The sequence below is a fragment of the Paraburkholderia hiiakae genome (genome assembly GCF_904848665.1).
GTDB classification, from domain to species: Bacteria; Pseudomonadota; Gammaproteobacteria; order Burkholderiales; family Burkholderiaceae; genus Paraburkholderia; species Paraburkholderia hiiakae.
Genome location: NZ_CAJHCQ010000023.1, coordinates 110,873 through 133,890, shown reverse-complemented (window position 1 = coordinate 133,890; position 23,018 = coordinate 110,873). Strand labels below are relative to the sequence as shown.

General features: G+C 64.9%; 21 protein-coding genes. 14 read left to right on the top strand and 7 right to left on the bottom strand.

What is annotated here, in order from left to right; genetic code table 11:
- Positions 1 to 181: 181 nt before the first annotated feature.
- Entirely contained in the window at positions 182 to 958 is a 777-nt protein-coding gene (locus JMY28_RS32420; RefSeq protein ID WP_201699967.1) for an enoyl-CoA hydratase, read from the bottom strand.
- 138 nt (positions 959 to 1,096) lie between these two features.
- Here JMY28_RS32420 and paaN point away from each other — a divergent pair, with 138 nt between their 5' ends.
- The 5 genes from paaN (at position 1,097) to paaK (ending at position 6,858) form a co-directional block, all read left to right on the top strand.
- Entirely contained in the window at positions 1,097 to 2,797 is a 1,701-nt protein-coding gene (paaN, locus tag JMY28_RS32415; RefSeq protein WP_201699966.1) for a phenylacetic acid degradation protein PaaN, read from the top strand.
- 97 nt (positions 2,798 to 2,894) lie between these two features.
- On the top strand, positions 2,895 to 4,103 hold the full coding sequence (gene pcaF / locus JMY28_RS32410; protein ID WP_201699965.1) for a 3-oxoadipyl-CoA thiolase: 1,209 nt from the start codon (positions 2,895 to 2,897) through the stop codon (positions 4,101 to 4,103).
- Between the two features lie 129 nt (positions 4,104 to 4,232).
- Positions 4,233 to 5,024 carry a 2-(1,2-epoxy-1,2-dihydrophenyl)acetyl-CoA isomerase PaaG gene (gene paaG, locus JMY28_RS32405; protein WP_201699964.1) on the top strand — a complete coding sequence of 264 codons (792 nt, stop codon included), beginning with the start codon at positions 4,233 to 4,235 and terminating at the stop codon, positions 5,022 to 5,024.
- Position 5,025: 1 nt separating this feature from the next.
- Positions 5,026 to 5,493 carry a hydroxyphenylacetyl-CoA thioesterase PaaI gene (paaI, locus tag JMY28_RS32400; RefSeq protein WP_201699963.1) on the top strand — a complete coding sequence of 156 codons (468 nt, stop codon included), beginning with the start codon at positions 5,026 to 5,028 and terminating at the stop codon, positions 5,491 to 5,493.
- 66 nt (positions 5,494 to 5,559) lie between these two features.
- Positions 5,560 to 6,858, top strand: coding sequence for a phenylacetate--CoA ligase PaaK (gene paaK, locus JMY28_RS32395; protein ID WP_201699962.1), 1,299 nt, complete (start codon positions 5,560 to 5,562; stop codon positions 6,856 to 6,858).
- Positions 6,859 to 6,941: 83 nt separating this feature from the next.
- Here paaK and mltA read toward each other — a convergent pair whose 3' ends face one another.
- On the bottom strand, positions 6,942 to 8,255 hold the full coding sequence (gene mltA, locus JMY28_RS32390) for a murein transglycosylase A (RefSeq protein ID WP_201699961.1): 1,314 nt from the start codon (positions 8,253 to 8,255) through the stop codon (positions 6,942 to 6,944).
- 88 nt (positions 8,256 to 8,343) lie between these two features.
- Positions 8,344 to 8,718: a Co2+/Mg2+ efflux protein ApaG gene (gene apaG / locus JMY28_RS32385; RefSeq protein ID WP_028208771.1), complete on the bottom strand. Its 375-nt coding sequence runs from the start codon at positions 8,716 to 8,718 to the stop codon at positions 8,344 to 8,346.
- A gap of 218 nt (positions 8,719 to 8,936) precedes the next feature.
- Between apaG and rpe the strand changes: the two genes are divergently transcribed.
- The 8 genes from rpe (at position 8,937) to JMY28_RS32345 (ending at position 16,524) form a co-directional block, all read left to right on the top strand.
- Positions 8,937 to 9,635: a ribulose-phosphate 3-epimerase gene (gene rpe / locus JMY28_RS32380; protein WP_201699960.1), complete on the top strand. Its 699-nt coding sequence runs from the start codon at positions 8,937 to 8,939 to the stop codon at positions 9,633 to 9,635.
- Positions 9,632 to 10,339 (top strand): phosphoglycolate phosphatase, encoded by a 708-nt coding sequence (locus JMY28_RS32375; protein WP_201699959.1) that lies wholly within the window; start codon positions 9,632 to 9,634, stop codon positions 10,337 to 10,339. Before rpe ends, JMY28_RS32375 begins: the two co-directional genes overlap by 4 nt.
- A 472-nt stretch (positions 10,340 to 10,811) precedes the next feature.
- Positions 10,812 to 12,305, top strand: a complete 1,494-nt coding sequence (gene trpE / locus JMY28_RS32370) for an anthranilate synthase component I (protein WP_201699958.1) — start codon at positions 10,812 to 10,814, stop codon at positions 12,303 to 12,305.
- A 14-nt stretch (positions 12,306 to 12,319) separates the two neighbouring features.
- Entirely contained in the window at positions 12,320 to 12,895 is a 576-nt protein-coding gene (locus tag JMY28_RS32365; RefSeq protein ID WP_069269170.1) for an aminodeoxychorismate/anthranilate synthase component II, read from the top strand.
- Positions 12,896 to 12,911: 16 nt separating this feature from the next.
- On the top strand, positions 12,912 to 13,940 hold the full coding sequence (trpD, locus tag JMY28_RS32360) for an anthranilate phosphoribosyltransferase (RefSeq protein WP_201699957.1): 1,029 nt from the start codon (positions 12,912 to 12,914) through the stop codon (positions 13,938 to 13,940).
- Between the two features lie 29 nt (positions 13,941 to 13,969).
- On the top strand, positions 13,970 to 14,755 hold the full coding sequence (gene trpC, locus JMY28_RS32355) for an indole-3-glycerol phosphate synthase TrpC (RefSeq protein ID WP_201699956.1): 786 nt from the start codon (positions 13,970 to 13,972) through the stop codon (positions 14,753 to 14,755).
- A 12-nt stretch (positions 14,756 to 14,767) separates the two neighbouring features.
- A complete protein-coding gene (locus JMY28_RS32350; RefSeq protein WP_201699955.1) occupies positions 14,768 to 15,394 on the top strand; it encodes a CYTH domain-containing protein in 627 nt (208 codons plus the stop codon).
- Positions 15,395 to 15,564: 170 nt separating this feature from the next.
- Positions 15,565 to 16,524: a uracil-DNA glycosylase gene (locus JMY28_RS32345; RefSeq protein ID WP_201699954.1), complete on the top strand. Its 960-nt coding sequence runs from the start codon at positions 15,565 to 15,567 to the stop codon at positions 16,522 to 16,524.
- Between the two features lie 89 nt (positions 16,525 to 16,613).
- On the opposite strand, the gene JMY28_RS32340 is transcribed toward JMY28_RS32345, so the two are convergent.
- The 4 genes from JMY28_RS32340 to JMY28_RS32325 form a co-directional block, all read right to left on the bottom strand.
- Positions 16,614 to 17,210 carry an FMN-dependent NADH-azoreductase gene (locus tag JMY28_RS32340; protein WP_201699953.1) on the bottom strand — a complete coding sequence of 199 codons (597 nt, stop codon included), beginning with the start codon at positions 17,208 to 17,210 and terminating at the stop codon, positions 16,614 to 16,616.
- A 178-nt stretch (positions 17,211 to 17,388) separates the two neighbouring features.
- Positions 17,389 to 19,179, bottom strand: a complete 1,791-nt coding sequence (locus tag JMY28_RS32335; protein WP_201699952.1) for a M61 family metallopeptidase — start codon at positions 19,177 to 19,179, stop codon at positions 17,389 to 17,391.
- Positions 19,180 to 19,330: 151 nt separating this feature from the next.
- On the bottom strand, positions 19,331 to 20,062 hold the full coding sequence (locus JMY28_RS32330; protein ID WP_201699951.1) for a DsbC family protein: 732 nt from the start codon (positions 20,060 to 20,062) through the stop codon (positions 19,331 to 19,333).
- Between the two features lie 187 nt (positions 20,063 to 20,249).
- Complete coding sequence (locus JMY28_RS32325) at positions 20,250 to 21,422, bottom strand: UbiH/UbiF family hydroxylase (RefSeq protein WP_201699950.1); 1,173 nt, start codon at positions 21,420 to 21,422, stop codon at positions 20,250 to 20,252.
- 291 nt (positions 21,423 to 21,713) lie between these two features.
- Here JMY28_RS32325 and ychF point away from each other — a divergent pair, with 291 nt between their 5' ends.
- A complete protein-coding gene (ychF, locus tag JMY28_RS32320) occupies positions 21,714 to 22,808 on the top strand; it encodes a redox-regulated ATPase YchF (RefSeq protein ID WP_201699949.1) in 1,095 nt (364 codons plus the stop codon).
- The last annotated feature ends 210 nt before the right edge of the window (positions 22,809 to 23,018 follow it).

Here is a 23,018-nt window from a genome sequence, read left to right as displayed (position 1 = left end):
ACCGCTTGAAAAAGCTGCCGACTCCTGCGCCCGCCGGTTTCCGCGGCGGCCTTCGCTGACCCGACGTCAGAGACATCGAACTGCGAAGGGGGCGAATCTTAGCGCCCCCGCCGGCGCTGTGCAAGGGGGGGCCAGAAATAAATTCGACCGCCGCTCGCAGCGATCGAATCCCGCCGAGTCGTTACTTGTTCTTGAACGCCGGCTTGCGCTTTTCGACGAAGGCCGCCATCCCTTCCTTTTGATCTTCCGTTGCGAAGAGCGAATGGAACATGCGGCGCTCGAAGTGCACACCTTCCGCGAGCGTCGTCTCGTAGGCGCGGTTCACCGACTCCTTCGCCATCATGACGGCGGGTAAGGAGAATTCGCAGATGGTCGCCGCCGCTGCGAGCGTTTCATTCAGCAAATCCGCGGCCGGAATCACTCGCGATACAAGCCCGGCACGCTCCGCCTCTTCCGCACCCATCATCCGCGCGGTCAGGCACAGATCCATTGCCTTCGCTTTCGATACCGCGCGCGGCAAACGCTGCGTACCGCCCGCCCCCGGAATCACACCCAGCTTGATCTCGGGTTGACCGAACTTCGCCGTATCGGCGGCGAAGACCATGTCGCACATCATGGCCAGTTCGCAGCCACCACCTAGCGCGAAGCCCGCGACCGCCGCGATGATCGGCTTGCGAATCGTGCGAATCGTCTCCCAGTTGCGCGTGATGTAGTCGCCTTTGTACACATCCATGAAGGTGTAGGTCGCCATCATCCCGATGTCCGCGCCGGCCGCGAAGGCCTTTTCGCTACCCGTGATAACGATCGCACCAACGCCCTCATCGGCGTCGAACGCCTTGAGCGCTGAGCCCAGTTCGTCCATGAGCGCATCGTTTAGCGCGTTGAGCGCCTTTGGCCGGTTCAGCGTAATCAGTCCGACCTTGCCACGCGTATCGACCAGGATGTTTTCGTACCCCATAGCTCCTCCTTCCATCTAAAGAAAGTCCCCAAAAAAATTTTTTACGCCGAACTTTGACTAATGCTAACATTGCCCAACCAACCGGTCGGTCAATTAATTGATGCGGGCCCTGTCCACCCTCTCTACCAACGTTGAGCCATGACACATTCGCTGTTCGCCAAACATGAGGGCGCGCTTCAAAAAGCGCTTGCCGCCATCGAGACCCGTGGCTACTGGAGCCCGTTCGCCGAAATGCCTAGCCCCAAAGTGTACGGGGAAACCGCTAGCGCAGACGGCGAAGCCGCGTTCAAGGCCCACCTGAATCACGCCTTCGAACTCGATCAGCCGTCGACCGGCGAAACCGTCGGCAGCGAGACCTCGCCGTTCGGCTTCGCGCTCGGCGCGCGCTATCCGAAGTCGACGCCGGATCAGTTGATCGAAGCCGCTCAGAACGCCCGGCGCGACTGGCGCGCAGCCGGCCCGCAGGCATGGGCAGGCGTGAGCCTCGAGATTCTCGAGCGCTTGAACCGCGCGAGCTTCGAGATCGCCTTCAGCGTGATGCACACGACCGGCCAGGCATTCATGATGGCGTTTCAGGCCGGCGGCCCGCACGCTCAGGACCGCGCGCTCGAAGCCGTCGCCTATGCATACGACCAGTTGCGCCGCATTCCCGCCGACGCGCACTGGGAAAAGCCGCAGGGCAAAAACCCGCCGCTCGCGATGCAAAAGCGCTTCACCATCGTGCCGCGCGGCACCGGCCTCGTACTTGGCTGCTGCACGTTTCCGACCTGGAACGGCTACCCCGGCCTCTTCGCCGATCTCGCGACTGGCAACACCGTTATTGTCAAGCCGCACCCGGGCGCGATCCTGCCGCTCGCCATCACCGTGCGCATTGCGCGTGACGTCCTCCGCGAAGCCGGCTTCGATCCGAACGTCGTGACGCTGCTCGCCACCGCCCCCAACGACGGCGCGCTCGTGCAACAGCTCGCGCTGCGCCCCGAGATCAAGCTGATCGACTTCACGGGCAGCACGCAAAACGGCGACTGGCTCGAGCGCAATGCACACCAGGCGCAGGTCTACACGGAAAAGGCCGGCGTGAACCAGATCGTGATCGACTCCGTGGACGACCTGAAGGCCGCCGCCCGCAACATTGCGTTCTCGCTCTCCCTTTACTCGGGCCAGATGTGCACGGCTCCGCAGAACATCTATGTGCCGCGCGACGGCATTCGCACCGCTGAAGGCCAAGTGAGCTTCGAGGCCGTCGCCCAGGCGATTGCCGGCGCCGTGCAGAAGTTCGTGTCCGACCCGGCGCGCGCCGTCGAAGTGCTCGGCGCGATCCAGAATGAAGGCGTAACCGCTCGCATCGACGAGGCCCGCAAGCTCGGCACCGTGCTCGCCGACAGCCAGACGCTGGAACACCCGCAGTTCACCGGCGCTCGCGTACGCACGCCGCTCGTGCTTTCGCTCGACGCAGCCCGCGACGCCGCCCAGTTCACACGCGAATGGTTTGGCCCGATCTCGTTCGTGATCGCCACGGATTCGACTGACCAGTCGCTCAAGCTGGCCGGCGAGACCGCGCGCGACCACGGCGCGCTCACGCTCTCCGTCTACAGTACTGACGACGCCGTGATCGAAGCGGCTCACGAAGCCGCCATCACCGGCGGCGTGGCGCTCTCGATCAACCTGACGGGCGGCGTGTTCGTGAATCAGTCGGCTGCGTTCTCGGACTTCCACGGCACCGGTGCGAACCCCGCGGCGAACGCCGCACTCGCCGACGCCGCCTTCGTGGCGAACCGCTTCCGCGTGGTTCAGAGCCGCGTTCATGTTGAACCGAAAGCAGCCCCCGCGGTAGCCAGCTGAACGGCCTATGCCGTTCGGCCGAATGGCGCCCGATTGCCCATCCCTCTAGCATGCAAGGCGTGAGTGCACTTCTGCGCTCGCGCCCCAGGAACCCGAGATGACCGAAGCCTACATCTGCGACGCGATTCGCACCCCGTTCGGCCGCTACGGCGGCGCCCTCAAGGACGTCCGCGCGGACGACCTCGCCGCCGTGCCCATCCGCGCACTCGTGGAACGCAATCCCGGCGTGGACTGGAGCGCGCTCGACGACGTGCTCTACGGCTGCGCCAACCAGGCCGGCGAAGACAATCGCAACGTCGCGCGCATGGCCGCGCTGCTCGCGGGCCTGCCGACCGACGCGCCGGGCGGCACGCTCAACCGCCTGTGCGGCTCGGGCCTCGACGCTGTCGGCAGTGCGGCTCGCGCGATCAAGGCCGGCGAAGCGCGCCTCATGATCGCAGGCGGCGTGGAAAGCATGACGCGCGCGCCGTTCGTCATGGGTAAGGCTGCTTCGGCGTTCTCGCGTGAAGCGGCCATCTACGACACGACCATTGGCTGGCGCTTCGTCAACAAGCTGATGAAGCAGCAGTACGGTGTCGATTCGATGCCGGAAACGGCGGAAAACGTCGCGGAAGAATTCAAAATCAATCGCGCCGATCAGGATGCGTTCGCGCTGCGCAGCCAGCAAAAAGCGGCTCGCGCGCAGAAGGACGGCACGCTCGCGCAGGAAATCGTCGCGGTCGAGATCGCGCAAAAGAAGGGTGACCCGGTTCGCGTGACGCTCGACGAGCACCCGCGCGAGACCTCGCTCGAATCGCTCAGCAAGCTCAAGGGCGTCGTGAAGCCGGACGGCACGGTCACGGCGGGCAACGCCTCGGGCGTCAACGACGGCGCCTGCGCCCTGCTGCTCGCCAATGAGGCGGCCGCAAAGCAGTATGGGCTGCGTCGCCGCGCGCGCGTGCTCGGTATGGCCACCGCTGGTGTCGCGCCACGCATCATGGGCATCGGACCCGCGCCCGCTACGCAAAAGTTGCTCAAACAGCTCGGCATGTCACTGGACCAGTTCGACGTGATCGAGCTCAATGAAGCGTTCGCCTCGCAAGGTCTCGCCGTGCTGCGCGCACTCGGCATTGCCGACGACGATCCGCGCGTGAACCCGAATGGCGGTGCGATTGCGCTGGGCCACCCGCTCGGCGCTTCGGGCGCCCGACTCGTTACGACGGCGCTCCATCAGTTGGAGCGCACGAACGGACGCTTCGCGCTTTGCACGATGTGCATCGGCGTCGGCCAGGGTATTGCCCTCGCGATCGAACGCGTCGAGGCATAACGCGCGCAGTATCGACCGGCCGCCGGGCGATGCGTTCGGCGGTCTCAGGCAGCAGATAGCAGCAGACTGCTTTGCATGGAGCGGGACTAAGCGCTGAAGCGCTTAAGTCCCTCCGACAGGAGACAACCGATGCCCTACGATGCGATCCGCGTCGAAATCGACGCATCCACCCGCGCGGCCACGATCACGCTGAACCGCCCGGACAAGCTCAACAGCTTCACGCGCGCCATGCACCGCGAGCTTGCCGCGGCGCTCGACGAAGTCGTCGCAGCCGGCGCGCGCGCCCTCGTGCTAACGGGCGCGGGCCGGGGTTTCTGCGCCGGCCAGGATCTCGCCGATCTCGACTTCACGCCGGGAGCGATGACCGATCTGGGCGACCTCATCGACGAGCATTTCAATCCGCTGATCAAGCGCCTGCAGGCGCTGCCGATGCCCGTGATCGCCGCCGTCAACGGCACCGCGGCAGGCGCTGGCGCGAATCTCGCGCTCGCCTGCGACCTCGTGCTCGCCGCACGCTCCGCCAGCTTCATTCAGGCGTTCGTGAAGATCGGCCTCGTGCCCGATTCCGGCGGCACGTGGTTCCTGCCCAAGCGTGTGGGCATGGCGCGCGCACTCGGGCTCGCCATGACCGGGGAAAAGCTCAGCGCGGAGAAGGCGGAGAGTTGGGGCCTCGTCTGGCAAGTGACCGACGACGCGGAACTCGCGCAAACGGCCGGCGCGCTCGCAGCACGCCTCGCGCAGCAACCTACGCGCGCCATCGTCGCCACGCGCGAAGCGCTGCGCGCATCGGCCACGAACACGCTCGACCTGCAACTCGATCTCGAACGCGATCTGCAGCGCGAACTGGGCGCGTCGTACGACTACGCAGAAGGCGTTCAAGCCTTCATCGAAAAACGCGCACCGCATTTCGAGGGCCGCTGAGATGTCCACGCAAGTCTCACAACTGCCTGAGGACAGCATGTCCCCCGATGAACTCGCCCGCGCGGCCGCGCTAGCGATGTACGAATCCGACGGCTGCACGCACGCGCTCGGCATGGAGCTCCTCGAAGTGCGCGCCGGTTACGCGCGCCTGCGCATGGCCGTAAGGCCCGAGTTTCTCAACGGCCATCAGACCTGCCACGGCGGGATGATTTTCTCGCTCGCGGATTCGGCGTTCGCCTTCGCGTGCAATTCATACAACATCAACACCGTAGCGGCTGGCTGCTCGATCGAGTTCCTGCGTCCCGTCCTGCGCGATGAGGTGTTGACCGCCGAAGCCGTCGAACAGGTGCTATCGGGACGCAACGGGGTCTACGACATCCGCGTGACGAACCGGGCAGGCGAAACCGTCGCGCTTTTCCGAGGCAAGTCCGCGCAGATTCGCGGCAATGTCATTCCAGTCGCAACGTGAAGCGGGTTTCCCCTTCTCGATTCCTCACGCGTCACGAGTAAAGTTCTTAAGATCCAGGAGACACCCATGAGTACCACGCTGCCGCTCGAAACCATCGAAAAGGCGAGCCGTGACGAGCTTGCCGCGCTGCAGCTTGAGCGCCTGAAATGGTCGCTGAACCATGCTTATGAGAATTCGCCGGTCTATCGCCGCAAATTCGACGACGCAGGCGTACATCCGTCTCAGGTACAGTCGCTCGCCGATCTCGCGCGCTTCCCGTTCACCACGAAGAAGGATCTGCGCGACAACTATCCCTTCGGCATGTTCGCCGTGCCGCAAGACCAGATTTCGCGTATCCATGCGTCCTCGGGCACGACGGGCAAGCCGACCGTGGTTGCCTACACGGCGCGCGACATCGACACCTGGGCGAACCTCGTCGCGCGTTCGGTGCGCGCAGCGGGCGCGCGACGCGGCGACAAGGTGCACATCAGCTACGGCTACGGACTCTTCACGGGTGGCCTTGGCGCGCACTATGGTGCGGAACGCGCGGGCCTCACGGTGATTCCGTTCGGCGGCGGTCAGACCGAGAAGCAGGTTCAGTTGATCCAGGACTTCCGTCCGGACATCATTATGGTCACGCCGAGCTATATGCTCGCGATCGCCGACGAAATGGAGCGCCAGGGCATCGATCCGGCCACCTGCTCACTGCGCATCGGCATCTTCGGCGCGGAGCCGTGGACCAACGACATGCGCCGTGCCATCGAACAGCGCATGGGCATCACGGCGGTCGACATCTACGGTCTTTCAGAAGTGATGGGCCCAGGCGTCGCCTCGGAATGCGCGGAAACCAAGGACGGCCCGACGATCTGGGAAGATCACTTCTACCCTGAGATCATCAACCCGGAAACCGGCGAAGTGCTGCCAGACGGGGAATTCGGCGAGCTCGTCTTCACGTCGCTCACGAAGGAAGCGCTGCCCATCATCCGTTATCGCACGCGCGACCTCACGCGTCTCCTGCCTGGTACGGCGCGCACCATGCGCCGCATGGAAAAGATCACGGGCCGCTCGGACGACATGCTGATCATCCGCGGCGTGAACGTGTTTCCCACGCAAATCGAGGAACTGCTGCTCAAGCAGCCGGCGCTCGCGCCGCACTATCAGATCATCCTGACGAAGGAAGGTCCGATGGACGTGATGTCGCTCAACTGCGAACCGTGCCCGGAAACCGCACCCGATTACGGCGCGCTCGACGCGGCAAGCAAGGCGCTCGCTTACGACATCAAGGCGCTGATCGGCGTGACGTGCAAGGTGAACGTGCTGGAAGTGAACGGCATCGAGCGTTCTGTCGGCAAGGCCAGACGCGTGATCGACAAGCGGTCGAAGTAACCGCGGCTCGCGACGCGAAGCAAAAGAAAAAGCCGGCAGTCGCCGGCTTTTTCACTCTGCGCGCGCGGCAAGCGCTGCCGCGATCACGAGTTCGGGAAAAGCAGCCACATACGGCCGCCCTGCTTCATCTTGCCGGCCAGATCGCCGGCATCGTCGCCAAGGCCCCAGAAGTAGTCGGCGCGCACGCCGCCCTTGATCGCCGTGCCCGTATCTTGCGCGAACACGAGGCGGTTCAGCGGCGTGTTCGTGAGCGGCCGCGTCGTCTGCAGAAACACCGGCGTGCCAAGCGGAATCGAAGAAGGATCGACGGCAATCGAGCGTTCCGGCGTGAGCGGCACGCCCAGCGCACCGATCGGGCCATCCGCCCCACCCTGCGTGTCGCCCTCGGAGCCGGCCATCTCGCGGAAAAACACGAAGCGCGGATTGGTGTCGAGGAGTGCGTCCACGCGCGTCGGGTTCGCGCGCGCCCACGTCTTGATGCCCTGCATGGTCGCCTGCGCAGGCGTGAGTTCGCCGCGGTCGAGCAGCCAGCGCCCGATCGACTTGTACGGCTGGTTGTTGGTGCCGCCAAAGCCCACGCGCATCACGCTGCCGTCTTCCATCACGACGCGCCCCGAGCCCTGCACCTGCAGGAAGAACGCTTCGATCGGATCGTCCACCCACACGAGCTCGTTGCCGTTAAGCGCGCCCGAGCGTTCAAGCTGCGCGCGCGGCGGCATCGCGGCGCCCGGACGATAGCCGGACGGCCAGCGATACAGCGCAGTCTGGTAGATGCCGTGACGCGTGCGCGAACCATGGAGCAGCGGCTCATAGTAGCCGGTCACGAGGCCGTCGAGCGTGCCGTCGTTGTTGGCAAACTGATAGGGGGTGAAATACGTTTCAAAGAATACACGCGCGCTCGAGGCGTCGAGGTCATCGAGCTGCGAGGCGGCCGAGCACGCGCGCTGCCAGCGAGGGTCGCGCGCGAGGCGCGTGCAGTTTGCGCGCAGCGCCGCTGTCACGCCGATCAGCGAGTCGTCCTGCCAGCCCGGCACCTGCTGCCACGCAACCGGCGTGAGACGTTGCGCGGCGAGCTGCGAGGGCAGCGTGGGCGCACCCTTGGGCGGGGCGTTGTGCACGTAGCTCGGGCCGCCGCATGCGGCAAGCAACGCCGCCAGCGAAACGGCGCCCAACCAGCCACCGAACCGGGCGCCGCCGCGCCGAAGCACCGACCCCGCGCGATATCGCGTCTTTGTGAATCCCGGCATCACCGAGACATCGAGACCTGAATCGACGTCAAAATCATGCCTACAATACTGGCTCTCGATGGATGCCGCCATGTCAGAACTGCTCGACGAATACCCGATGCTCATGTTTGGTCTGGAAGCGCTCCTTGCGCTGTTCCTGCTGGTTTTCATCGTTGTGTGGACCGCGTCGGGCAGGAAGAAACAGGCCTCGCGCGACGATCGGCGTCAGGACTAGCAGACCCCGAATTCTCGCGGCGGTTCAATGCAGCGTGCGCGGCATGCGCAGCACGAACTCGGGCACGGGCGCCTCGAAACGCTCGGCGTCCTCGGCTACACAGAAGTACTCGCCGCGCATGGTGCCCACCGGGGTCGCGATCACGGCCCAACTGGTGTACTCGAACTGCTCGCCCGGCTTCAAAAGCGGCTGATGGCCGACCACGCCGAGCCCCTTCACTTCCTGCACATGATTTTCGCTGTCGGTGATCACCCAGTGGCGCGCGATAAGCTGGGCGCTCACCTGACCGGTATTGCGAATGGTCAGCGTGTAGGCGAAGGCATATTGCCGGCGCTCCGGGTCCGACTCTTCGGGCAGGTAGCGCACCTGCGATGTCACGCTGAATTCGTACTGGCTCATCCTTGTTCCATTCGCCCGGGTGCGGCTGCTGAGTCCGTTGACTGAGACGCCCGCGCAGCAAGGCTGCTCGCGAGCGCGCCGCGAGGCGCGGCACATGGTTTGGCATTCTGCTTGATGCAACGGGCACCCGCAACCCGGCGCAGCCCGTGGCGTCCGCCGCGAAAGGCTCTCCTACTGACGGTAAAATAGGGTTTTCCGACAGTTTTCCGATGGCCGCCATGACGCAATTCCGCATCGCCCCCAGCATTCTCTCCGCCGACTTCGCGCGTCTTGGCGAGGAAGTCCGCAACGTCGTCGCTGCCGGCGCCGACTGGATCCACTTCGACGTGATGGACAACCATTACGTGCCGAACCTCACCATCGGCCCGCTGGTGTGCGAGGCGATCCGCCCGCACGTGAACGTGCCCATCGACGTGCATCTGATGGTGCGTCCGGTCGACCGCATCGTGCCCGACTTCGCCAAGGCCGGTGCGAACCTCATCAGCTTCCACCCTGAAGGCTCGGACCATATCGACCGCACGCTCTCGCTGATCCGCGACCACGGCTGCAAGGCGGGCCTCGTGTTCAACCCGGCCACGCCGCTGAACTATCTCGACCACGTGATGGACAAGCTCGACCTCGTGCTCATCATGTCGGTAAATCCGGGCTTCGGAGGCCAGTCGTTCATTCCCGAGGCGCTCAACAAGCTGCGCGAGGCGCGCGCGAAGATCGACGCCTACACAGCGCGCACGGGCCGCGAAATCCACCTCGAAGTGGACGGCGGCGTGAAGGTGGACAACATCGCCGAAATCGCGGCGGCTGGCGCGGACGCCTTCGTGGCGGGCTCGGCGATCTTCGGCAAGCATGATTACAAGACCGTGATCGACGAAATGCGCGCGCAGCTCGCGACCGTAGCAAGCACTGCAAGCGCAAAATGAACGCCCCCGTCAAGTTCACTGCGCCGCGCATCGAAGCGGCGCTGATCGACCTGGACGGCACGATGGTCGACACCGCCGACGACTTCGCCGCCGGCCTGAACGGCATGCTCGCGCAGCTCGACGCCGAGGAAACCACGCGCGAAGAAGTGATGGGCTACGTGGGCAAGGGCTCGGAGCATCTGATCCGCAGCGTGCTTGCGCCGCGTTTTGCGGCCGACAACGTGGAGGCGCGCTTTGACGAGGCGCTCGCGCTCTACCAGGACGAGTACGGGAAGATCAACGGCCGCTATACGCACCTGTACCCGGAGGTCGTTGCGGGCCTGGCCGCGCTGCGCGACCAGGGCATCAGGCTTGCGTGCGTAACGAACAAGCCGCACCGCTTCGCCGTTGAGCTTTTGCAGCAGTACGGCCTCGCGCAGTGCTTCGAAGTGGTGATCGGCGGCGACAGTCTGGCGAAGAAGAAGCCCGACCCGCTGCCGATGCTCACGGCGTGCGAGCGCCTGGGCGTGAAGCCCGCAGCGGCGGTGGCCATCGGCGATTCGGAGAACGATGCGATTGCGGGCCGCGCGGCCGGCATGGCCACGCTCACGGTGCCCTACGGCTACAACCACGGCCAGCCTGTACAAAAAATTGAATCGGATGGTATAGTTGCCTCGCTGCTCGACGCCGCCAAGGCGATCGCAGCGCACAATGATCTGACTTAAGTTCTCAACTGAACGTCAACTATCCTCATGTTTCTGAATAAAAAACGGAGTCTGAGCACGATCGACCGGGGAGCCTGGCCCTGGCGTCGCTGGTCGCGCTAACCTCACCCGAGGTTCGCTGAAGTACGTCTTCAGCACCGTTTTTTACTTCGCTGCGCACTCGCGCGTGTCTCGACTCTAAACTGTTGCGGTAACCCTTCGGCTGGTCTGGCTGTTGGCTTTCGTTGTCCTTGCGTGTTGTTTCGCCGTTCGCGGCGAGGTGCGCGAGGCGCGAGCGGCTACGCCTCACCTTCCGTCGATGTACTGCACGCCGGCCCGGCAGGCGCTTTAGTGCGTTTATCGGGCCGCACGAGCGAGCGCCAGCGGCCATCTAGCACTCAAAAAACAAACGCCTCGCGCTCACCGCGCGCCCCGTTTTGAGCCGCACTGGGCCCGCACCCGCCGCGACCGGCAGCACGAACAGGATCGGAACATGACCGAACTCGAATTTCAGTCCCTCGCCAACGAGGGCTACAACCGCATCCCGCTGATCGCCGAAGCGCTCGCCGATCTCGAAACGCCGCTCTCGCTGTACCTCAAGCTCGCGCAGCCCGAGCGCGGCGGCGCCAACTCGTTCCTGCTGGAGTCCGTGGTGGGCGGCGAGCGCTTTGGGCGCTACTCGTTCATTGGCCTTCCCGCGCGCTCGCTGATCCGCACGCGCAACGGCGTTTCGGAGGTCGTGCGCGACGGCCAGGTGATCGAGACGCATAACGACGATCCGCTCGAATTCATCGCGAAGTACCAGGCGCGCTTCAAGGTCGCGCAGCGTCCGGGCTTGCCGCGCTTCTGCGGCGGTCTCGCGGGCTACTTCGGCTACGACGCGGTGCGCTACATCGAGAAAAAGCTTGCCGACACTTGCCCGACCGACGATCTCGGCCTGCCCGACATCCAGTTGCTGCTGACCGAAGAAGTCGCGGTCATCGACAATCTCGCGGGCAAGCTCTACCTGATCGTCTACGCCGATCCGCAAACGCCCGAGGCGTACACCAAGGCCAAGCATCGCCTGCGCGAACTCAAGCAGCGCCTGCGCACCACGGTGCAACCGCCGGTGACCTCGGCAAGCGTGCGCACCGAAACGTTCCGCGAATTCAAGAAGGACGATTACCTCGCCGCCGTGCGCAAGGCGAAGGAATACATCGCTGCGGGCGAACTGATGCAGGTTCAAGTGGGCCAGCGCCTCACCAAGCCGTATCGCGACAATCCGCTTTCGCTCTACCGCGCGCTGCGTTCGCTGAACCCGTCGCCGTATATGTACTACTACAACTTCGGCGAATTCCACGTGGTGGGCGCGTCGCCGGAAATTCTCGTGCGCCAGGAAAAGCGCGGCGAGGACCGCATCGTGACGATCCGACCGCTCGCAGGCACACGAACGCGCGGCAACACGCCCGAGCGCGACGCCGAACTCGCGACCGAACTGCTGAATGATCCGAAGGAAATCGCCGAGCACGTCATGCTGATCGACCTCGCGCGTAACGACGTGGGCCGCATCGCCGAAATTGGCTCGGTGAACGTGACCGACAAGATGATCATCGAAAAGTACTCGCACGTGCAGCACATCGTGAGTTCGGTGGAAGGCAAGCTCAAGCCCGGCATGAACAATTTCGACGTGCTGCGGGCCACGTTCCCGGCCGGCACGCTCTCGGGCGCGCCGAAGGTGCGCGCGATGGAACTGATCGATGAACTGGAGCCGGTGAAGCGTGGCCTCTACGGCGGCGCGGTCGGCTATCTCTCGTTCAACGGCGAAATGGACCTCGCGATCGCGATCCGCACCGGCCTGATCCACAACGGCAATCTGTATGTGCAGGCCGCCGCCGGGGTGGTTGCGGATTCGGTGCCCGAGTCCGAATGGCAAGAAACCGAGAACAAGGCGCGCGCCGTGCTGCGCGCCGCCGAGCAGGTGCAGGACGGCCTCGACAGCGACTTCTGAGCGGAGAAAAGACCATGTTGCTCATGATCGACAACTACGATTCGTTTACCTACAACATCGTCCAGTACTTCGGCGAACTCGGCGAAGACGTCCATACGTACCGCAACGACGAAATCACGATCGACGAAATCGCGAAGCTCAACCCCGCGCGCATCTGCCTCTCGCCGGGACCGAGCAACCCGCAGCACGCGGGCATTACGCTCGACGTGCTGCGCGAATTCGCGGGCAAGACGCCGATTCTCGGCGTGTGCCTCGGCCATCAGGCCATTGGCGAAGCGTTCGGCGGCCGTGTCGTGCGCGCGAAGACCATCATGCACGGTAAGGTGAGCCAGATCGAAACCGACTGCAAAGGCGTGTTCGCCGACCTGCCGAAGCACTTCAACGTCACGCGTTATCACTCGCTCGCCATCGAGCGCGAGTCGCTGCCCGACTGCCTGGAAGTGTCGGCATGGACCGACGACGGCGAAATCATGGGTGTGCGTCACCGCGAACTCGCGGTGGAAGGCGTGCAGTTCCATCCGGAATCGATTCTCTCGGAGCACGGCCACGCGCTGTTCGAGAACTTCCTGAAGCAAACCAAGAGCGCTTGACCCAGAGGCCAACACCATGATTACCCCGCAGGAAGCGCTCCAGCGCACGATCGAGCATCGCGAGATTTTTCACGACGAGATGCTCCACCTCATGCGCCTCATCATGCGCGGCGAGCTTTCGCCCGTGCTTTCGGCCGCCATCATCACCGGCCTGCGCGTGAAGAAGGAAACCATCGGCGAGATCACCGCCGCCGCGACGGTGATGCGCGAGTTCGCAAATCACGTCGAGGTGAAGGACAACTCGAACTTCATCGACATCGTCGGCACGGGCGGCGATGGTTCGCACACCTTCAATATCTCCACGGCTTCGATGTTCGTCGTCGCGGCGGCGGGCGCGAAGGTCGCGAAGCATGGCAACCGTGGCGTATCGAGCAAGTCGGGCAGCGCGGATGTGCTCGAAGCACTCGGCGTCAACATCGACCTGCAGCCGGACCAGGTGGCGGAGTCGATTGCCGAAACGGGCATGGGCTTCATGTTCGCGCCCAATCATCATCCCGCGATGAAGAACATCGCCGCCGTGCGCCGCGAGCTGGGCGTGCGCACGATCTTCAACATCCTCGGGCCGCTCACGAATCCTGCCGGCGCGCCGAATCAGCTAATGGGCGTGTTTCATCCGGACCTCGTCGGCATTCAGGTGCGCGTGATGGAGCGTCTGGGTGCAAAACACGTGTGCGTCGTGTACGGCAAGGACGGTATGGACGAGGTGTCGCTCGGTGCGTCCACGCTCGTGGGTGAATTGAAGGACGGCCAGATTCGCGAGTACGAGATCCACCCCGAAGACTTCGGCATGCAGATGGTCTCGAATCGTTCGCTCAAGGTCGAAAACGCCGACGAATCGAAAGCGATGTTGCTCGGCGCGCTCTCGAACGAAGCGGGCACCGCGCGCGAGATCGTCGCGCTGAATGCGGGCACGGCGCTCTACTCGGCGAACGTGGCCAACTCGATCGCCGAAGGCATCGCGCTTGCGCGCGAAACGCTCGCCAGCGGCCGCGCGCGCGCCAAAGTCGACGAACTGGTACGCTTCACGCAACAGTTCAAACGCTGATCCAGCACCGTTTTTTGCCCCCGAACATCATGAGTGACATCCTCGAAAAGATCATTGCGGTCAAGCGCGAAGAAGTGCGCGCCGCCGAGCAAAGCGCCCCGCTCGAAGAATTACGTCTGCAGGCAAGCACGCGCGACTTGCGCGATTTCGTCGGCGCCTTGCGCGCGAAGCACGACAACGGCCAGGCTGCCGTGATCGCCGAAGTGAAGAAGGCAAGTCCGTCGAAAGGCGTGCTGCGTGAAAACTTCCAGCCCGCGGAAATCGCGCGCTCGTACGCCGAAGGCGGCGCGGCCTGCCTCTCCGTGCTCACCGACGTGCAGTTCTTCCAGGGCAGCGCCGCGTACCTCGAAGCCGCGCGCGCCGCGTGCAATCTGCCGGTGCTGCGCAAGGACTTCATCGTCGATCCGTACCAGATCGTCGAAGCGCGCGCGATGGGCGCCGATGCAATCCTGCTGATCGCCGCCGCGCTCGAGCCTGGCGAGATGCGTGACCTCGAAGCGCTTGCGCATTCGCTCGGTCTCTCTGTACTCGTCGAAGTGCATGACCGCGAGGAACTGAAGCACGCGCTCACGCTGAAGACGCCGCTCATCGGCATCAACAACCGCAATCTGCGCACGTTCGAAACCACGCTGGATACGACCATCGGAATGCTCGACGACGTGCCCGAAGACCGCATCGTCGTGACCGAATCGGGCATTCTCTCGCGTGCCGATGTCGAGAAGATGCGCGCGCTCTCCGTGCACACGTTCCTCGTGGGCGAAGCGTTCATGCGCGCCGCGGAGCCGGGCGCGGAACTCGCCCACATGTTCTTCTGATTGCACAGCACGATGGGTATCGAACGCGAAATCAAGCTCGCGCTGCCGCGCGACCAGGTGGACGCGGCGCTGCGTCTCTTCGAGACGCGCGCCGGTAAGCCCGGTCGCGCCATCAGGCTCGAAAACGTCTACTTCGACACGCCGGCGCTTGCGCTCGCGCGCGCAAAGAGCGCGCTGCGGCTGCGCCGCGCGCCCGAAGGCTGGCTGCAGACGTTCAAGACCGTGGGCGTGGCGCTAAACGGGCTGCACGCTCGGCACGAGTGGGAAATGCCGGTGGCGGGCGAAGCGCTCGAAATCGACAGGCTGCTGCATGAGTGCGATGAGGCCGGCGTTTCGACGGCGCTTTCGGATGCCGCCGCGAACCTGATCCCGCTCTTTCGCACCGACTTCACGCGCACGCTGTGGACGCTCGACGTCGACGGCGCGCAGGTGGAAGCGGCCATCGATCAGGGCGAAGTCATCGCGGACGTGAACGGCGAAACGCGCCGCGCGCCGATCTGCGAAATCGAACTCGAACTGAAGGCGGGCGACGAAGCGGTATTGCACACGCTCGCGGCCGAACTTGTGCAGGCGCTGCCAGGCCTCGCGCCGGACGACATCAGCAAGGCCCAGCGCGGATACAAGCTGCGCGAAGGCTGAGGACGGCGCAGCGCGACCTCGATGCGCCGCGCAAAAGCGCCCGAAAAGCGCGCAAGAGGTGCGCAAAAGGCGCTGTTAGTTGCAACATCAGCGCCGAAGCCGTAAAAGCCCGCCCTGCCGCGCTCGCGCCGGATTGAATCACCGCGCAATTGCTGCGACACTTGCCGCCCATGACCTCCACGAAACGCCCGCGCGTCGCGATGCCGGTGCAAGCCTCGCTGTTCGACGACGATCTGTCCGACGCGACGCAAGCCACGCTCGAAGAGCCGCCGCTGCTCGAAGTCGATCCGCGTCAGATCACAATCTTCTCGCTGTTCGACGACAACGAATTCCCGGCGCCCGCCCGCACGCACGCCGTAATGCCCGCATCCGACATGTCCAACGAACTCGCCGCGCCGCAGGCCCCAATCGACACCACGCGACTCGAAGACCAGTTCGACGCGCTGCCCGCCGCCTGGCGCGAGTTGCTCGCACCGTTCATCACGAGCGACGCCTACGCGCCGTTGTGCCGCTTCGTCGATGACGAGCGCGCCGCCGGCAAGACCGTCTATCCCGCCGATGTGTTCCGCGCGCTGCGCCTCACGTCGCCCGACGACGTAAAGGTCGTGATCCTCGGCCAGGACCCGTACCACGGCGACGATCGGGGCACGCCGCAGGCGCACGGCCTGGCGTTCTCGGTGCCGCCCTCCGTGCGCCCGCCGCCTTCACTGCGCAACATCTTCAAGGAGATTGCAGCGAGCCTCGGCATTCAGGCACCCGCGCACGGCTGTCTCGACGCCTGGGCGCGCCAGGGCGTGCTGCTGCTGAACACGGTGCTCACCGTCGAGCGCGCCAGCGCCGCGAGCCACGCGAAGCGTGGCTGGGAGCGTTGCACCGACACGCTGATCCAGCAACTCGCCGCACGCCACGAGCATCTCGTGTTCATGCTGTGGGGCGCGCATGCGCAGAACAAGCGCGCGCTGGTCTCGGGTGCGCATTGCGTGCTGGAAGCGCCGCATCCGTCGCCGCTTTCCGCGCATCGCGGCTTCCTCGGCTGCGGGCATTTCGCTCAGGCCAACACGTATTTGCAAGCGCAAGGCCGCCAGCCGATCGACTGGCGTTTGCCGGAGGAAGGTCTCGTGCTCGCTTGAGCTTCGCGCCGCGCAATGAAAAACGCCACGAGATCGCTCTCGTGGCGTTTTTGCTTTTACAGCCGTCAATCGCAAGTCAATCGCGAATTTTACGCTGCAGCGATCGCCTCACGCGCGCCCGCGAGCGCTGCGCTGGCCGCGTCCGGGCCCATGTTCAGGCCTTCGGCGTAGATGAAGTTCACTTCGGTCATGCCGAGGAAACCGAGGAACGACTTCAGGTACGGCGTCTGGCTGTCGTGCGCAGTGCCTTGATACTTGCCGCCGCGCGCCGAAACGACGTGCACCTTCTTGCCGTTCACGAGCCCTTCGGGACCATTCGCGGTGTAGCGGAACGTGATGCCCGCGCGCGCGATCCAGTCGAAGTACGTCTTGAGCTGCGACGAGACGCCGAAGTTGTACATCGGCGCGCCGATCACGATAACGTCCGCTGCCTGCAGTTCGGCGATCAGCGCTTCGCTGCGTGCGGCGATGGCCTGCTGCTCCGGCGTGCGCTGCTCGGCCGGCGTGAAGAACGCGCCCAGCACGGCGTCGTCGAGGTGCGGCAGCGGATCGGCTTGCAGGTTACGCTCGACGACTTGCGCGCCAGGATTCGATTGTTGCAGCTTGGCCGTCAACTCGTTGACGAGCAGCGTCGACTGGGCGCCTTGCGAGCGGGCGGCGGAATTGATTTGCAGGATCGTGGTCATGGTGGTTCCTTCGGGTCTCAGTGGCGCAACGTTGCGCGAGTGAAGCCATTGTGTTTTTTTACTGCGTCCCGAAAAAGTAGTCCGCCGATGACGGATTGTTGCAGCGATAGAACAATCGCGGGCATAGAAAAACGGCGTGGGGTATGCGCCCACGCCGTTTCTGGCGCCACCGTGCGGCTTACGCCGCCAGCCAGCGCTCGCGCAAGCCGCGCGCAGGCGCACGCTTGTCGGAGGCGGCGAGCTTGTAGCGCGCGACTTCCGGTGCATCGAGGGTCAGACGCGCCATGCGAAGCTCGTCGCGGCGGAAAGCGTGGATTTCGACCTTCGCGCCCGGCTGGTAACGCGAGAGCAGCGCGTCGAGATTGGCGCCCGTCACGCGCAGGCCGTCGAGCGCGACGAGCGCGTCGCCGGCCGAAAGCCCCGCCTTCTGCGCCGCGCCGCCTTCGTAGACCACGGCAAGCGTCGCTTCCGCGCCGCCGCGCAGCCGCGCGCCGAGCGACGGCTTCGCGCCGCGCTCCGGCTCCCCTTCGAGCGTCACGCCGAACGGCTCGAACAGCGCCACGAGCGGCAGGTCGCGCGTGCCGCGCACGGCGTCGCTAAAGAGCGCACCCAGTTCCACGCCCGTCGCCTCGGCAATCAGCGCCTCGACATCGTCCTCGCCCACGCCCACCGGCTTGCCGCGATAGAAGTCGCGGCCATAGCGCTGCCAGAGCAGGCGCATGACGTCGTCGAGCGATTTGCGGCCGTTCGTCTGCGCGCGAATCGCGAGGTCGAACGAAAGCGCCACGAGGGAGCCCTTTGTGTAGTAGCTCACGATCGCATTCGACGCGTTCTCGTCCTGGCGGTAGTACTTTACCCACGCGTCGAACGAGCTTTCCGCGACGCTCTGCTTCAGGCGCCCCGCGCCGCGCAGCACGCCGGCGATCGTCTTGCCGAGGAGGCCGAAGTATTCGTCGGTGGAAATGAGCCCGCTGCGCACGAGGATCAGGTCGTCGTAGTACGACGTGAAGCCTTCGAACAGCCACAGCAGCGAGGTGTAGTCCTCGCGCGTGAGGTCGTACGGCGCGAACGCCGCAGGCTTGATGCGCTTCACGTTCCAGGTATGGAAGTACTCGTGGCTGCACAGGCCGAGATAGGTGCGATAGCCGTCCGACGTCTCCGGCTTGCCCTTCACCGGCAGATCCGTGCGATTGCAGATAAGCGCCGTCGAAGCGCGATGCTCGAGACCACCGTAACCGTCGCTCACGGCTTGCGTCATGAACACGTAGCGCTCCATCGGTGCGCGCTTGGTGCGCGGCTCGAAGAGCGCGATTTGCGCCTCGCAGATCTTCTTCAGGTCGGCGGCGAGACGCTCGGTGTCGAGCGCGACCACGCGGCCCGCGATCACGATGTCGTGCGGCACGCCGTGCGCCTTGAAGCTCGCGAGCGTGAACTCGCCGAGCGTCACAGGATGATCGATCAGCTCGTCGTAATTCGTGGCCGTGTACTCGCCGAAGCCGTAGCGCTTGGTGCCGCGCGCTTCCGTGAGCGCCGTGCCCACGCGCCAGTGGCGATACGCGTGCCCGTCCGGACGCTGAATATCGACCACGTGCTGCGCCTCCTCATGGCCGAGCGCCGCGAGGAACACGCTCGTGCCGTTGAAGAAACCCACCGTGTCGTCGAGGTGCGCCGCGCGCACCGACATATCCCACGCATAGACCTCGTAGCGCAGCGTGAGCGCGCCCTTCACGGGCGCGACCTGCCACGAATGCTTGTCGGTCTTCGTCACGCGCACCTTGCGGCCTGCGTCGTTGAAAGCGCGCAGCGTGACGATGTTGCGTGCGAACTCGCGCACCATGTAGCTGCCGGGGATCCACACGGGCAGCATGAAGCATTGACCGTCCGGCGCGGGGTCTTCCACGGTGAGCGTCACCTCGAACAGATGCGCGGCGGGGTTCTTCGGGACGATGGTGTATCGGATCGGCTTCATCGGCGGGATCGGTGAGAGATTCGGTCAGCAGACGCTGCAATGCAATTTCAGTATGCCCGGCGGACTAGAACGGACAAAAAAGCACGGACAAAAAAGCGCCGGGCAAAAAAAGCACCGGCCGCGAAAGCGGCCGGCGGGTTCGGGCGAGGCGTCAGTGCGCGCCGTTCAGTCCGCGTTCGAGCCGGTCGGCGCTGACTGCGCCGGGCAGGCGCGTGCCATCGGCGAGGATCACGGTGGGCGTGCCGGTCACGTTCATCTTCTGGCCGAGCGCGAGATTGCTGTCGATGGCGGCCGTGTCGCACGTGCCGGCCGCCGTGGGCGCCTTGCGGTCGACCATCCACGACTCCCACGCCTTCGCGCGGTCGGTCGAGCACCAGATCTGCTTGGCCTTCGCCGTCGAATCCGGCGAGAGCACCGGATACAGGAAGGTGTAGACCGTCACGTTGTCCACCGACTTCAGCGTGCTTTCGAGCTGATGACAGTACGGGCAGTTCGGGTCGGAGAACACGGCCATCTTGCGCTTGCCGTCGCCCTTCACGACCTTGACCGCGTTTTCGAGCGGCAGTTTCGAGAAATCGACCTTGTTGATTTCGTTCAGGCGCGCCTCGGTGAGATTGCGGTGCGCCTTGGTGTCGATAAGTTCGCCGTTGAGCACGTAGTCGCCGTTGGCGTCGCTGTAGACGATCTGCGTGCCGAGGTTGATCTCGTAGAGGCCCGGCATGGGCGCTTTGGTGATGCCCTTGATGTCGCTGGCGTCGATGCCGAGGCGCGTCTGGAGCGCCGACTTGATTTTATCGGTGGTCTGGTCGGCCTGGGCCGAGCAGCCGAGCGCCGAGGTGGCTACCGCGATCACGAGCGCGGCAAATCGAATACGCGTTTGCATGGGATGCATTCCTGATTCGGGCGCGCCGCGCAGGGGCGACGCGCGCAGAGTTCCGTTGAATGGCCGGGGCGGCATGCGCTGCGGTCGCGGCCAATACGCCCATTCTAAGCTGCACGAGGCCTCAAGCAACCGAAATGCCCGCTTGAGCGGTAAATGCGTGGCAATTGAGCGGTGAAGCCGGAGGATATTAGCCGAGCGCCGAGGCCACGAGCCAGCGCTTGAGCAGCGGCTGCGCGCCCACGAACGCCATGCCCGTGTTGCGCACCGCGCGGGCCAGCGTGCCGGGGAACGAGAAGAGCCGCTGCAGGCCGTCGGTGGCGACGACGAGCTTCTGGATGTCCTCGCGGCGGCCGCGTTCGTAGCGGCGCAGCAGCACGATGTCGCCGAGATCGCGGAACGCCTCTTTCTTCGTGACGACGTCGACGAGCGCGGCAACGTCGCGCAAGCCGAGGTTCACGCCTTGACCCGCAAGCGGATGAATCAGATGCGCGGCGTCTCCTACCAGGGCGACGCGAGGCGCCACGAGCCGATCCACGGTTTGCAGCGAAAGAGGAAACCCGCGTGCAGGCGTGACGCATTCGAGCGCACCCAGCTGGCTTTGCGAAACGCGCTCGACTTCAGCGGCAAGCTGCGCCGGTTCGAGCTTGAGAAGCGCATCGGCGTGTTCGGTCTGTGCCGACCAGACGAGCGACACGTGCTGATCCGGCAGCGGCAGCAAGGCAACGATCTCCCCCTCGCGGAACCATTGGTACGCCGTTTCGCCGTGCGGCTTTTGCGCGCGGAAATTGGCGACCACGCCGGTTTGCTGGTAATCGCGCCGCTCGACCTTCGAGCCGATCTGCGCGCGCACCCACGAATGCGCGCCGTCCGCGCCGATCGCGAGGTCGACTTCGATCGTGCGGCCATTGGCGAGGCCGATCACGGCCGCGTCGGGTTTCACGTCGAGCGTCTCTGCACGCGTGTCGATCCACGCGAGATTGGGCTGGAAGTGCAACGCGGCGTCCAGCGCGCGCTCGATGACCGACGACCCGGCAATCCACGCGAGTTGCGCAACCGACGCCTGGTACGCCGAAAAGTGCAACTCCGCCGCCGCGTCGCCGAACACGCGCATGTCGTAGACGGGCGTGAGGCGCGCGGCGGCGGCGGCCTGCCAGACCCGTAGCCGCTCGAACAGCGCCTGCGAGCTGCGCGAGAACGCGTACACCCGCGCGTCGAACACGGCGCCCGCGGGCAGCGGCGCGCACGGCTGCGCGAGCAGCGCCACGCGCAGGCCGCCCTGGGTCAGCGCGAGCGCCGCCGCCTTGCCGACGAGCCCGCCGCCGATCACGGCGACATCAAAGGTCTGGTTGCTTGCTGTCATGCGCGCATTATAGCCGCGGGTGCTTGTCTGACAGGGCCGGAAGGGCGCGGTGTTGCGGCGCAGCAAGGCATCGCAGGATGGCATCCCACGGGGACGGCGACGCCTGCGGCTAACCCTCACCCGGACGAGGTTACAATTACGGTTTTCGTGACCCCGCGTGACCGGTGTCACGCCCCCCGACGTGCCACCTGCGCCGCCCCGCCCGCCGCTCCCGCTTTCGCGAGACGCCCGGCCCCGGGCGCTTCGCGCGCGGCGAGCCGCACGTCACCACCCTGACATGCAGAGAATTTCATGAGCCTCCAATGCGGCATCGTCGGCTTGCCTAATGTCGGCAAGTCCACCCTCTTCAACGCGCTGACCAAGGCGGGCATCGCGGCTGAAAACTATCCGTTCTGCACGATCGAGCCGAACGTCGGCGTCGTGGAAGTGCCGGATCAGCGCCTGAAAGCGCTAGCCGAGATCGTCAAGCCCGAGCGCGTCGTGCCGGCCGTGGTGGAGTTCGTCGACATCGCGGGTCTGGTCGCGGGCGCGAGCAAGGGTGAAGGCCTCGGCAACCAGTTTCTCGCCAACATCCGCGAAACGGATGCGATCACGCACGTCGTGCGCTGCTTCGAGGACGAGAACGTGATCCACGTCGCGGGTAAGGTCGATCCACTCTCCGACATCGAAGTCATCAACACCGAACTTGCGCTCGCCGACCTCGCCACGGTCGAAAAGTCGCTCACGCGCTATTCGAAGGCTGCCAAGTCGGGCAACGATAAAGAAGCCGCGAAGCTCGTCGCCGTGCTGGAAAAGGTGCGTGCGCAACTCGATCAGGCGAAGCCCGTGCGCGCGCTCGACCTGAACGAAGACGAGCAGGCGCTCCTCAAGCCCTTCTGCCTCATCACCGCGAAGAAGACGATGTACGTCGCGAACGTGAAGGACGACGGCTTCGAGAACAACCCGTACCTCGACGCCGTGCGCAAGCACGCCGAAGCCGAGAACGCACCGGTCGTGGCAGTGTGCGCTGCGATCGAAGCGGAAATCGCCGACCTCGAAGACGAAGACAAGGCCGCGTTCCTCGCCGACATGGGCATGGACGAGCCGGGCCTCGACCGCGTGATCCGCGCGGGCTTCAAGCTGCTCGGCCTGCAGACCTACTTCACGGCCGGCGTGAAGGAAGTGCGCGCGTGGACGATCCACATCGGCGATACGGCACCGCAAGCCGCCGGCGCGATCCACACCGACTTCGAGCGCGGCTTCATCCGCGCCCAGACCATCGCGTTCGACGACTACATCCAGTACAAGGGCGAAACCGGCGCGAAGGAAGCCGGCAAGATGCGCGCCGAAGGCAAGGAATATGTCGTGCACGACGGCGACGTGATGAACTTCCTGTTCAACGTCTAAGCGACGTTGCAGGGCAATGCCGAAAAAGCCCGCTCGTGAGCGGGCTTTTTTACGGCTGACGGCGCGAGAGGCCGACGACAGGCAAGCGTCACTCCCCCGCCGCCGGCGCCCCGTACAATAGCGGTTTGCGCGTCACCTCAATTTGCGGTTCCGACGCGGCGCGCGCCGCGTTTGAGACATACTTCCGCCCCTTTTTCCCGTTTCCAAAGA